General features: G+C 65.9%; 10 protein-coding genes and 1 tRNA gene. 8 read left to right on the plus strand and 3 right to left on the minus strand.

Translation table 11 applies throughout. From position 1 onward, the window contains the following. Window positions 1-86: 86 nt before the first annotated feature. Window positions 87-1,580 (minus strand): zinc-dependent metalloprotease, encoded by a 1,494-nt coding sequence (locus GFD18_RS06600; RefSeq protein ID WP_163199563.1) that lies wholly within the window; start codon window positions 1,578-1,580, stop codon window positions 87-89. 73 nt (window positions 1,581-1,653) lie between these two features. On the opposite strand from GFD18_RS06600, the gene GFD18_RS06605 reads away from it, so the two are divergent. Both GFD18_RS06605 and GFD18_RS06610 read left to right on the plus strand, forming a co-directional pair. After that, entirely contained in the window at window positions 1,654-2,535 is an 882-nt protein-coding gene (locus tag GFD18_RS06605) for a YlbL family protein (protein ID WP_404801617.1), read from the plus strand. A 92-nt stretch (window positions 2,536-2,627) separates the two neighbouring features. Next, on the plus strand, window positions 2,628-3,044 hold the full coding sequence (locus tag GFD18_RS06610; RefSeq protein ID WP_100509830.1) for a DUF3052 domain-containing protein: 417 nt from the start codon (window positions 2,628-2,630) through the stop codon (window positions 3,042-3,044). 201 nt (window positions 3,045-3,245) lie between these two features. On the opposite strand, the gene GFD18_RS06615 is transcribed toward GFD18_RS06610, so the two are convergent. Then, a tRNA-Val gene (locus GFD18_RS06615) sits at window positions 3,246-3,319 on the minus strand. 226 nt (window positions 3,320-3,545) lie between these two features. Between GFD18_RS06615 and GFD18_RS11100 the strand changes: the two genes are divergently transcribed. From GFD18_RS11100 to GFD18_RS06645, 6 genes are all read left to right on the plus strand, one after another. After that, window positions 3,546-5,096, plus strand: a complete 1,551-nt coding sequence (locus GFD18_RS11100) for a DivIVA domain-containing protein (protein ID WP_204313981.1) — start codon at window positions 3,546-3,548, stop codon at window positions 5,094-5,096. Window positions 5,097-5,182: 86 nt separating this feature from the next. Further along, the gene (dxr, locus tag GFD18_RS06625; RefSeq protein ID WP_163199803.1) at window positions 5,183-6,373 is read left to right on the plus strand and encodes a 1-deoxy-D-xylulose-5-phosphate reductoisomerase; all 1,191 of its coding nucleotides are present in this window, start codon (window positions 5,183-5,185) and stop codon (window positions 6,371-6,373) included. Further along, window positions 6,366-7,586, plus strand: a complete 1,221-nt coding sequence (ispG, locus tag GFD18_RS06630; RefSeq protein WP_100509827.1) for a flavodoxin-dependent (E)-4-hydroxy-3-methylbut-2-enyl-diphosphate synthase — start codon at window positions 6,366-6,368, stop codon at window positions 7,584-7,586. The genes dxr and ispG overlap by 8 nt, the downstream gene beginning before the upstream one ends. Window positions 7,587-7,733: 147 nt before the next feature. Next, a complete protein-coding gene (locus GFD18_RS06635; protein WP_225432948.1) occupies window positions 7,734-9,401 on the plus strand; it encodes an alpha/beta hydrolase family protein in 1,668 nt (555 codons plus the stop codon). 32 nt (window positions 9,402-9,433) lie between these two features. Continuing rightward, on the plus strand, window positions 9,434-10,180 hold the full coding sequence (recO, locus tag GFD18_RS06640) for a DNA repair protein RecO (protein ID WP_163199567.1): 747 nt from the start codon (window positions 9,434-9,436) through the stop codon (window positions 10,178-10,180). A gap of 2 nt (window positions 10,181-10,182) precedes the next feature. Then, window positions 10,183-10,974, plus strand: coding sequence for an isoprenyl transferase (locus tag GFD18_RS06645; RefSeq protein ID WP_100509825.1), 792 nt, complete (start codon window positions 10,183-10,185; stop codon window positions 10,972-10,974). A gap of 160 nt (window positions 10,975-11,134) precedes the next feature. On the opposite strand, the gene GFD18_RS06650 is transcribed toward GFD18_RS06645, so the two are convergent. Beyond that, on the minus strand, window positions 11,135-12,091 hold the full coding sequence (locus GFD18_RS06650; protein ID WP_163199569.1) for a YwqG family protein: 957 nt from the start codon (window positions 12,089-12,091) through the stop codon (window positions 11,135-11,137). Between the last annotated feature and the right edge of the window lie 191 nt (window positions 12,092-12,282).

Here is a 12,282-nt window from a genome sequence, read left to right on the forward strand (position 1 = left end):
CCATTCGCCCGCCCCGATCGGGGCGGGCGGTGCAGAGGATTGGAATTCGAAGGGGAGAACGAAGATCCTAGGCCCTAGGACTACCGCTATTTCCGGTCAGGGTCCGTGCCGGCTTCGTCGTTGCCGTCGTCGCCGTTATCGTCTTCGTTGTGCTCGTCCAGCAGCTTGCTGAGCTCGGCGTCCCAATCCACCGAAGTCGTGGAGGACTCGGCCTGTGCGGCTGCAGGACCGGCTTCGTCCGGCGATTCGCCGCCGGCATTGTCGCCGTCGGCCAGCGTCGGCAGCAGATCGGGGTGTCCCCACTTGCCGTCGCGCTCCTGCGGCCCTTCGGCCACGGTGATGGCCTCCCACAGGTCGGCGGCCTCGCGCAGACGCTTCGGGCGCAGCTTCAGTCCGAGCAGCGACTCGAAGGTCCGTTCCGCCGGACCGCCGACCGCGCGCTCGCGGCGCATCATCTCACGCAGCTGCTCGATATGCGGAAGGTGCGCCATGCCGGCGCGCCACACCACGCAGTCGACCCAGCCCTCCACCAGGGCCAGCAGGGTTTCGAGGCTGCTGAGCGCCTCACGCTGCTCCGGCGAATCGTTGATGCCGACCTTGTTGAGATTCACCGCGCCGGCGATGGACTCGGGGTTCATCATCTCGGCCTCGCGAAGCTGCTCCTCCATGGCGTCGAGGTCGATGTTGATGCCGCGCGCGTACTTGCCGATCAGCGCCTCGAACCTCGGCATCAGCCACGGCACCCCGGCGTACAGACGGGCGTGCGCCACCTCGTGCAGCGCCAGGAAGCCCATCACCTCGCCCTTGTCGATCTCCAGCTCCTTGGCATAGGCGTTGATGTTTTCGGGGATGAGTGCCCCCGCCGGGTTCTTCAGCAATGCGATGCCCTGGTCGAAGCTGCCGTGGACCTCGCTGGAGAGGTCGCCGGCAGCGCTGCCCAGCTGCATGGCGAACGAGGTGTTGCCCAGCAGCTTCATCAGCATGGCCGGGTCCTTGAGGTCGTCGGGAATCGGAATCGGCACGGGGCCGGCGAACATGCCGGAGACCTCGCCACCCAGCGAGCCGCCGAGACGTTCGGAGAGCACCGACGCCAGCGCGTCGTTCATGGATTCGGCGACCGGTCCGGCGAACGACGCCCACGACGGCAGCGTGCGCTCCACCCATTCGGCGCGCGTCAGCACATCGGCCTGGCCCTTGACGGGATCGAATTCGGTCACGGTGTCGAGCCACAGGTTCGCCTCGCTGAGCGATGCGCGGGCGGCGGCGCCGTCCTCGGCGCTTACGGTGGAGGCCGCGCCCGCGTCGCGCGTCTTGTTCAACGCGATGGACTGGGCGAGCTTGACGTTGATCGGGCCCTCCTCGATGGTGCGGTGCACGTCGCCGGCGGTGTTGAGCCCGCCTGCGGTCAGCGCTTCCGCAAGGGAGCGGACCTCGGAGGGCTTGGGAAGCCCCTCCACGCCCTGGCTCATGATCTGGTCGCGAATCGAGTCAGGCAGGGACGAGAATTGCCTCCATGCCATTTCCCCCTGAACCGGGCCAAAGGAATCGATAAGCCACTGATGCAGTTCGTTGTCTTCCATACCTTCACCATCTATCGCTAGCGCATGAACGTCCGTATCGACCTCATTGTATGAAGTCTGTTGCATCCATACTATGGGAGGTATGCCGATCATGCACAACAAACGCGCCAAGTTCGCGCTCAGCTCCATTCCCTCCCGCGTCGCGCGGTATTTCCGTGCGCGTGGGCTGCGTCATTGCTTGGGCCTGTTCGGCGCGCTGCTGTGTGTGATCCTGCTGTGCATGCCCAGCGGGTTCGTCACCGAGGGTCCCGGCCCCACGAGGGACGTGCTCGGCACGGTGCGGTCCGATGGCGATGGCGCCGATGTGGCGATGATCGAGATAAGCGGCGCGAAGACGTATCGGGACTCCGGCCGCCTGCTGCTGACCACGGTGAACAGCTACGGCATAGATTGGCCGGCCACGAACGCCGAGGTGCTGTTCGCATGGGCGAACCCCCATGCCGGCGTATTGCCCAGGGAGGCCGTCATTCCGCCCGGACAGAGCTCGCAGGACTATCAGAAGACCACGAAGAAGGAGATGAGCGGCGCGCAGGACTCGGCCTCCCGCCAGGCGTTGCGCTACCTGTCGTCTCAAGGGGTGGACACCTCGAATGTGAAGGTTTCCATGCACGTGGACAAGATCGGCGGCCCGTCCGCTGGCATGATGTACTCGCTGGGCGTCATCGACAAGCTCACCAAGGTCGACGAGACCGGCGGCCGGACCATCGCCGGCACGGGGACCATGGAGTCCGACGGCACGGTGGGGGCCATCGGCGGCATACGGCTCAAGATGCTGGGAGCCAAACGTGACGGCGCCACGTGGTTCCTGGCCCCCGCGGCCAACTGCTCCGAAGTGGCCGGCCATGTTCCCGCAGGTCTTCGCGACGTGAAGGTCGGCACGCTCGCCGAGGCGTACAAGGCGCTCGTCGCCATCGGCCAGGGCAAGGGTGATTCCCTGCCGCACTGCGCCGCCTGACCTCCGCGCGCATGGGGGTCGCCGCGCCGCCGCGATGAAAAAACGCGGTTTCGGTGCGGCCGTTGTTCCGCAAGTGTTGTTATGCTATTTCCGTGGCTGAAACTACTAGACAAGAGTCTGATGTTTTTGGATTCCATTCCGGCGATATCATCCAGGAATGGCTATGGGACGACGACGTGGATGACTCCATCCGCGAGGGCATCGAATCCGTCACGGGGGAGGATCTCGTGGACGAGGATTACGATTCCGCCGTCGACGGCGTCATCGTGTGGTGGCGCGACGGCGACGACGAGGATGCGTTGTCCGACACCATCATGGATGCCGTCGATGTGCTCGACGAGGGAGGCCCGTTCTGGGTGCTGACCCCGAAGCCCGGTCGTGAGGGCGCACCGGCCGCCACGACCATCGAGAACGCGGCAAAGACCTCCGGCATGAACGCGGCGACGCCCCAGACGCTGAACCGCGACTGGAACGCCGTGCGCCTGCGCGCCTTCGGCAAGGGCCGCTGACGGCCGACCGGTCCCGCCGATGGCGGCGGTCTTTCGATGCCGAGTCCGGCGACCGGCATGGATGCCGTCGGCAATGCACGGCAATACGAAACGTATGACGTCCTTCCCGATTCGGGAAGGACGTTTTTTGGTGGGCGACGGTGATGGTGAATCGGTCGAGAAATGAAAAAGGACCGTTGGGATTCCAACGGTCCTGAATCGTGGGCGATGAGGGATTCGAACCCCCGACATCCACCGTGTAAAGGTGGCGCTCTAACCAACTGAGCTAATCGCCCGCAAACCAATAGAATAACGTATCCGCTGCCGGTGACGCATCCGCGTGTCGCGATTTTCCGGCCCCTGTTCCGGTTTCCGGCCGCATACGCGCCCGGCGTCGGATGTGTGCGGGTATCGTGGCAATCGCGTGATTCCGTGCGCCGGATCCCGCGCATTTGACCGCGCAATCACGTAAGGTGGCTGTAGTCGAAATTGTTTATCCACGCGGCCAAGGAGGTCGGTTCTATGGCACAGCAGCGCGCTGCAGACCGTAACGGTGCTTCGATCGCACGAGCAGGCAAGCGTAAGTGGGGCTATGACGTGGGGCAGGTGGATTCGTTCCTGGAGCGCGCCCATACCCTGTATGAGGATGCCGAACCCAAGATGACCCAGGAGGACATCCAGAACGTCTCCTTCGCGTTGGAGAAGGACGGCTACGTGATCTCCCAGGTCGACGCGGCGCTGAATCGCCTGGAGAAGGCCGTGGTCGACAAGCAGACCCAGTGGGACGTCAACACCACGGGCCGGGTCGCGTGGCGTGCGACCACCGAGCAGCTGGCGCACAGCCTGTATCCGCGTGCCAAGAGACCCGCGAAGGAGCGGTTCGCCCCCGGGGCCGACAAGCGCCCCTCCTACGACCGCAAGCAGGTGGATCGTCTCGTGGACCAGCTCGTGGAGAAGATTCGCCACGAGCTCGGCGAGACCCGCCAGCACCAGTCCGACGTCGCGGCCAGGGCGGAGGCCGAACTGACCTCCGTCAAGGTGTCGAACGTGATCTTCACCCAGCGCAAGGGCAAGCGCGGCTACAGCGAACGCCAGGTGGACGCCTACCTCAACCGCGCCGTGCAGGTGCTGTCCCGCCTGGAATCCTTCGCCCGTCTGGAAGGCTCGCTGCACTTGGACGACATGGAGCCGTTGGACGCCGAACCGCAGGCCTCGCAGGCATCTCAGTCCCAGCCGACGCAGGCGCTGTTCGGCGCGGTTCCGTCGGCCAAGGCCGATGTGCGTGCAGGACAGGAGGGCTACGGATACGCCGTGCCGCCGGCTCCGGCCGCCGAATCCGCGCCGGCCGCGGCGCAGTCCGTCGCCGAGAAGCCGACCAAGGACGACGCCCGTTCCGAGAGGGACGCGTCCTTCTACGACCTGCGACAGGCGGAAAGCGCATTGGTGAACAGCACGACGGACTCCACTCCGGCCGCCGACACGCCCGCCGCCGCCGTCAGCGGCTCGCTCGCCGGCCTGGTGAACGGCACCTCGGCCGTCGCCCCGACGGACCCGGTCTCGTCGTCCAACGACATGCCGACCACGGCCATCCCCCCGCTTCCGGACGCACTGCCCGCACAGGAGCCGTCCTTCCCGCTCGTCGATTCCACATTCCCGTCATACGAGCCGACGTCCCACGCATTCGATTTCGGCGCGGACGACAAGGTGGACGCCCAGGCGCCCAAGGAATCGGTATCCAAGGAAACCGGCATCGCGAATTCCGTCGCCGGACGGCCCGCGCCGCGGCATTCGGCGGAACCGTCGATCTGGTCCTCCGCGTCGTCCCGCACGACCGCCGATGCATCCGCCTTCGAGACCGCGACGAATGACGACGTCGTACCGGCCGGCACGGGCGACTCCGACGGCGGCCATGCCTCCGACAGCCCGTTCTCGGGGGACGAGGCCGGCGACTATTTCTCGTCGCTGCTGGACACCAGCTCCATTCCTTCCGTCGACTTCCACATCCCCAGCCTGACGTTCCCCTCCGCCGACGACAAGGACGGCAAGGACGACAGCGGTTCGGGCAAATACTAGACGGTAATCGGACAGTCAGGAGAAAACAGTTGAGCGAACATGCGGATACGTCTGCGCGGACCGGCGTCGACGTGCATCTCGACGAGGTGTCGTGGCGGCGCACGGTGATCATCCTCGGATCGACGGGGTCCATCGGCACGCAGGGGCTTGATGTCATCGGCCGGCATCCCGAACGCTTCGACGTCACGGGGCTGGCCGCCGGGGGAGCCCATCCCCGTCTGCTCGCCGAGCAGGCGGCGCGTTTCCATGTGAGGCATGTGGCCGTGTTCCATGAGGAGGCGCTGCCCGCCGTGCGCGACGCCCTTGCGGAGCTCGGTGCGAAGGACATCGCCGTCGAGGCCGGCGCGCAGGCCGTCATCGACCTGGCCGGTGCCGGCGCGGACGTCGTATTGAACGGCATCACCGGCTCCATCGGCCTCGAACCCTCCATCGCCGCGCTGCGGGCCGGCTCCCAGCTGGCGCTCGCCAACAAGGAGTCCGTCGTCGCCGGCGGCCATCTGCTGTTCGATGCACAGGTGCGCGAGGCGCAGATCAATCCCGTCGATTCCGAGCATTCGGCCATATGGCAGTCGTTGCGCTCCGGCATGCATCATGAGGTCGAACGGCTGGTCGTCACCGCGTCCGGCGGTCCGTTCCGTGGCCGCACGCGCGACGAGCTCGCCGACGTGACGCCCGAGCAGGCGCTGCACCATCCCACCTGGAACATGGGGCCGGTCGTCACCATCAACTCCTCCACGCTGATGAACAAGGGCCTCGAGGTCATCGAGGCCAGCCGGCTGTTCTCCATCCCGCCGAGCCGCATCAGCGTCACCGTGCACCCGCAGTCCATCGTGCATTCCATGGTCGAGTTCCGCGACGGCGCCACCATCTGCCAGGCCTCGCCGCCCGACATGCGTCTGCCCATCGCACTGGGGCTGTCGGCCCCCGACCGCCTGCCGAATATCGCCAGGCCGTGCGATTGGACCCGTGCCGCGCAGTGGACCTTCGAACCGCTGGACGACGAGGTGTTTCCCGCCGTCGCCCTCGCGCGACACTGCCTCGAGGCCTCCGAGAAGCACACGGCGGTGCTCAACGCCGCCAACGAGCAGGCCGTGCACGCCTTCCTCGAACACCGTCTGCCGTATCTGGCCATCGCCGACACGGTCCGTGAGGTGCTCGACGAGATGGACGGCGAGCTGCGCGGCGCGCCGCTGTTCGAGTCCGTGGAGGAAATGAGCCAAGTGGAGCTTTTCGCCCGCCGGCTCGCCGACGATCTGATAAACAACAACCGTGACTGATTCGAATACCGCATTCCGTAAGACCGGCGACGCCGCGATCAGCGAGTCGCCGCTGCATCCCCGCCGCCGCTCCCGCCGCATCATGGTCGGCCCGGTGCCGGTCGGCGGCGGCGCGCCCGTCAGCGTGCAGTCGATGACGAACACCGTCACCGCCGACGCGAACGCCACGTTGCGCCAGATCGGCGAGCTGGCGCAGGCGGGCTGCGACATCGTCCGTGTCGCGGTACCCAGCCAGGACGATGCCGACGCCCTGCCGTCCATCGTGGCGAAGTCCCCGATCCCGGTCATCGCCGACATCCACTTCCAGTCGAAGTACGTGTTCCAGGCCATCGATGCCGGATGCGCTGCCGTGCGTGTGAACCCCGGCAACATCCGCAAGTTCGACCAGGTCGGTCCCGACATCTGCAAGGCCGCCACCGACGCGGGCATCTCGCTGCGCATCGGCGTCAACGCCGGCTCTCTTGACAAGGCGCTCTACGCCAAATACGGCGGTCCGACGCCCGAGGCGCTCGTCGCATCCGCGCTCAAGGAGGCCCACATGTTCGAGGACGTCGGCTTCCATGACTTCAAGATCTCCGTCAAACACCACGACGTCGTCACCATGGTCCAGACTTACCGCCTGCTGGCGTCCAAGGGCGACTGGCCGCTGCATCTCGGCGTCACCGAGGCCGGTCCCGCATGGCAGGGCACCATCAAGTCCTGTCTGGCGTTCGGCTCGCTCCTATCCGAAGGCATCGGCGACACCATCCGCGTGTCCCTCTCCGCCCCGCCGGTCGAGGAGGTCAAGGTCGGCTGCAAGCTGCTCGAATACCTGGGGCTGCGCGCACGCAAGTTCGACATCATCTCGTGCCCGAGCTGCGGCCGTGCGCAGGTGGACGTCATCCAGCTGGCCAACGCCGTGACCGACGGTCTCAAGGGCATCACCGCCCCCATCCGCGTGGCCGTCATGGGCTGCATCGTCAACGGTCCCGGCGAGGCGCGCGAGGCCGACCTCGGCGTGGCCTCCGGCAACGGCAAGGGGCAGATCTTCATCAAGGGCAAGGTCATCGAGACGGTGCCCGAGGACCGCATCGTCGACACGCTGCTCGACAAGGCGCACGAGATCGCCGAACGCATGAAGGAGGAGGCCGAGGCCAACGGCACCCCGCTCGAGGGCGCCGGTCCCGTCGTCGTGCCGATCCAGGATCCCAAGGCAGGGACCGTCGTCCGCTGACGGACGTGGAAGGCGGCGGCGTGTGGCCGGCTTCGGGCCGGCCCGCGCCGGTAAGGTTCGGCGTATAGAATACCTTCCGTGTTGAAACGCCGGAAAACCGCGACGACTGCCGTAAACGACGACGTCGAATGGAAGTGGTCGAAGAAGATGCTGGTCAGCATCCCCATCTTCATCATCCTGATGGGCATACTGACCTCGGTCTCGCATATCACGACGGTCGAATGGAAGAACGAGCCGACCGACCGCAGCGTGGAGACACTGGCCGCAGACACCTCCGTGACCTACGACAGCCCCGGCGGAGAAAAACTGCCGGAACGCGGCACCTATGACGTCGTCACCGCCGACGCCTGGCTGGAACTCGTCCGCCCGTCGACCGGCGAGCGACAACGGGCCCACGTGCTCGTCCGCTCGCCCAAGGGCGTCACCGCGAAGCACAGTCTGCCGGCCGCCGTGTTCATGCACGGCGCCGGATACGGCACGGCCGACAATTCGTTCGGCGACGTCGCCGACGACCTCAGCTCCGCGGGATTCGTGACGGCGACCGTCGACAAGCCCGTCTGGTCGACGAACGACATCACCCGCGACTACAAGGCGTCCGCACACGCCTACGGCCAGGTTGTGGACTACCTCAGATTGCTCGACACCGTGGACCCCGACAAGGTGGGACTGTACGCCACCTCCGAAAGCACATGGATATCGCCCTATCTCGTGCGTGACGACGGCCATATCGCCTTCCAGATACTGCTGTCGCCCATGGTGTATTCGCCGCGGCATGCGCTCGGGTTCTTCGTCGCGCAGGACTTCGCCATCGTCGGCGCCAATCCCGGCTACCAGTCCATCGTCCGCCGCGTGTTCAGCGCCGACACCGCACGGTTCGGACTCGACAACCTCGACTTCGACCCGCTCGTCGCGCAGGGCTACGCCATCCCCACATTCGTGGCCTACGGTTCGAAGGACGTCATGACCGCACAGGTCGACGGCATCACCGAGATCGAGGGCATGGCCCGGCAGGAGGACAACTGGGACGTGACCGTGCGCAACTATCCGGTCGCCAACCATGTGATGCGTCTCGGCGACGAGGCCGAGGAAGGCACGCCCCTGGTCGACGGATACGAGGACGACATGGTCGACTGGGCCGTCGGCAAGACCCGAGGGCTCGAGGAGACGTCGGCATCCATCGCCGGCACCACCATCTACCAGTCCATCGCCGTGCCGACGAACCTGCACGCCCACCCCAGTCTGACCATGTACGGCGTCATCGTGCACGCATCCACCGCGGTCATGCTCGTCGCCACGCTGATACTCGCCGTCGTGGCCGTCATCCGCAAGATCCGGTGCCTTGCCGGGCGCCGTGGCAGGGCCCTCGGCCTGGTGCGCGGGTACCGGCGGGTGCTGGTCATGATATCCGTCACCACCATGGCCTCGCTGATGCTGTTCTTTGCCGGCATCGGCCAGATCGTATGGCGCATGGTCCAGCTGATCTGGGGAGCCGCGCCGGAGCCGCCCGGCATGATCTACTGGAGCTGGTATGCGATCCAGGCGGCCTGCGCCATCGTGGTATGGGCGTGGTCGAGAGTGCTGTGCGAGATACTGCACACCGCGTCCGTAAAGGGCCTGCTGCGCACGCCGGAGGAATGGAAGGCCGACTTCCGTGTGAAACGGCTCACCGGCAGACCCGTGCTGCGCATCCGCGACTGGCATCCCGGACCGGTCGTCGCCTCGACCAGACTCGGCGTGGCGCTGTTCGTGGTGACGGCGCTCGCGATGTTCGGCGTGCTGCTGGTGCTGGCCTTCTGGGGACTGTTCATCTACTGACGTGCATCGCACGGCGGAAAGGAAGCGCATCCATGGCGCTGTACAGCGACGAGGGACTGGTGCTGCGTACGGTGAAGCTCGGCGAGGCCGACCGCATCATCACCATCCTCACCCGTGACCACGGCAAGATTCGTGCCGTGGCGAAAGGCGTTCGACGGCTGAAGTCGCGGTTCGGCGCACGGCTCGAACCGTTCATGCGCGCCGACCTGCTCATCGCCACCGGCCGTTCGCTCGACGTGGTCTCGCAGGCCTCGGCCAAAGGCATGTACGGCGACCGCATCATCGGCGACTACGACAGCTACGTGAACGCCAGCGTGGTCGCGGAGACCGCCGACCGGCTGTTCGCCGCCCTCGACGAACCCTCGCCGTCCCAGTACATGCTGGCCGTGGGCGCGGTCTCCGCGCTGGCCCGTCGGCTGCATGCGCCGACGGACATCGGCGACTCCTACGTGCTGCGCGCGTTGTCCATAGCCGGATGGACCCCGCGTCTCGACTCCTGCGTGGTATGCGGCGGGACCGACGATCTCGCCGCGTTCTCGATACCCGGAGGCGGCGTGATGTGCGCCAGGGACCGCACTCCCGAGGCGATTCGGGTGACGAGGGACGACGTCATGCGGCTGAAGGCGCTGCTCGCCGGAGACTGGGGGACGCTTGACGTCCGGCCGGCAGGCGGCGCCGATGGCGGGGATTCGGTTTCGAGGGTGCATGACATCGTCGAACACTGGGCCGAGTATTACCTCGAACGGCCGATTCGTTCCGCGCACTTGCTAGATTCGTAGACATGGCTTTTGAACATGTGGACTATACGTCGTTGGATATCCCCGCGGCCCCCTTCTCCGACCCCTCGATCATTCCCGACTTCCCCAAGGACAAGGTGCCCCGCCACGTCGGCGTCATCATGGACGGCAACGGACGCTGGGCGCAGCAGCGCGGTCTCGTGCGCACGAACGGCCATCAGGCGGCCGAACCCGTGGTGTTCGACACCATCGCCGGCGCCATCGAGGCCGGTGTGCGCTATCTGAGCCTGTACACGTTCTCCACCGAAAACTGGAAGCGCTCGCCATCCGAGGTGCGGTTCCTCATGGGCTTCAGCCGCGAGATCATCCACCGCCGCGTGGCGCAGATGGACGAATGGGGCGTGCGCGTGCGCTGGTCCGGACGCCGCCCCCGGCTGTGGAAATCGGTCATCGACGAGCTTGAGACCGCCATGGAGCGCACGAAGCACAACAGGACCATCGACGTGGTGTTCTGCATCAACTACGGCGGCCGCGCCGAGATCGCCGACGCCTGCGCCGCCATCGCGAAGGAGGTGCGCGACGGCCGCATCTCCGGCGACCGCGTGACCGAGAAGATGATCGCCCAGCACCTCTACAATCCCGACATCCCCGACTGCGACCTGGTGATCCGCACGTCGGGAGAGCAGCGTACGAGCAACTTCCTGCCGTGGGAGGCGGCCTACGCGGAACTCGACTTCGTGCCGGAACTGTTCCCCGACTGCGGCCGCGAGGTCCTGTGGCGTTCCATCGACCACTACATCCACCGCGACCGACGGTTTGGGGGAGTGAAACGCTAAAGGCGTTTCACTGCCGAGCCGCGATCTCTCGAGCGGCGAGGCCTGGAGGGCGCGGCCGCAAGGCCGTCTGTTCTTGCGGGAGGCCAAGCGCTGACGGCGCTTGACTGTCGAGCCGCGATTGCATCGAGCGGCGAGGTCGATATGGTGCGGCTCGGCGCGGTCAGTAGCAATCCCACGTGTAGAGGACCCGGGAGAAGTCCAGACGACGCAGGCGATCGGGCTCGATGAAGAAGTTCATCACACCCGTGTCGCCGAACATGAGCCGATTGTCGTCGAGCGAGTCGAGCTGCAGCAGCAGTGTGGTGGCCCGGCCGAGGTCCGGGTCGTCCTCCCGGGGATCATCCTGCGTGAAGACCGGGTAGCCGCCGACACGAAGGCCGTCACCGCCCAGCATGTCGTTCAACGTGTCTCGGATATCGGCGTCGTGCGTGTCGAAGAAGTCGCGGTCGCGGTCGTTCAATGCGCCCAGGTAGCGCTGCAACGTGGACTCGAACCGGAAGTCCGTCGTCGACATCGCCTGCGTGGCCAGCTGCGGTTCAAGACGGAACTCGACATCGGGGTCGTGCAGCGGCAGGTCGGTGTCGTCCTTCCAATGGGGGCGGATGATACGGCCCCGCGTGACGTCGTCGGGCTCGGGGATGTATCGTATGCGCCATGAACGCTGCGAATCCAGCCGGTCGAAATCCTTGCCGAACATCGAGTCGTCGCCGGCGATGAAGAACTGCAGCAGACCGTCCTGCGGAAAATCATGCAGATGGGGGAGCTGGGCGAAATTCAGCTGGGCTATGAGGAACAGCGGTTCTCCGGTCTCCCGGTTCTTGGGGACGCCCATGGCGGGAGGCACGTAGAACGCCCCTCCGACCTTCGTGTCGGTGATGGACGGCGCATCATCCGTGGGGAGGAGGTTGACGGCGGGGCGTTGCGTTTCGTGACGGACCATCGACACGATCATCTGCGCCACGTAGTCGGTCAGCTGGGGGATGCGCTGTGTGTCCGAATAGGCTTCGTCCCGTTGGATGCCGGTGATGTCGGCGGCCACGGGATTCGGGGTGTTGCGGACGATGTCCCGGTTTTCCTTTGAGCCCCTGCCGCCGAACAGCCTGTCCCAGATCCCCATGGCTTCCTCCTTGCCTGCTGCGTTCATCGTTACGGCACAGCCTAGTCATATGGCATTGCAGACGTCTGACCGAACAGTGAAGAAGGTGTGTTCGTTTACGACGGCATCAGTTATAGTCAACTTGACTATATGTGGTATGCTCTTACTGATTTCACGGCGGGAGCCTCGGCGACGAACCGATGTCTCCCGCC

It is taken from the genome of Bifidobacterium saimiriisciurei, from assembly GCF_010667655.1.
GTDB classification, from domain to species: Bacteria; Actinomycetota; Actinomycetes; order Actinomycetales; family Bifidobacteriaceae; genus Galliscardovia; species Galliscardovia saimiriisciurei.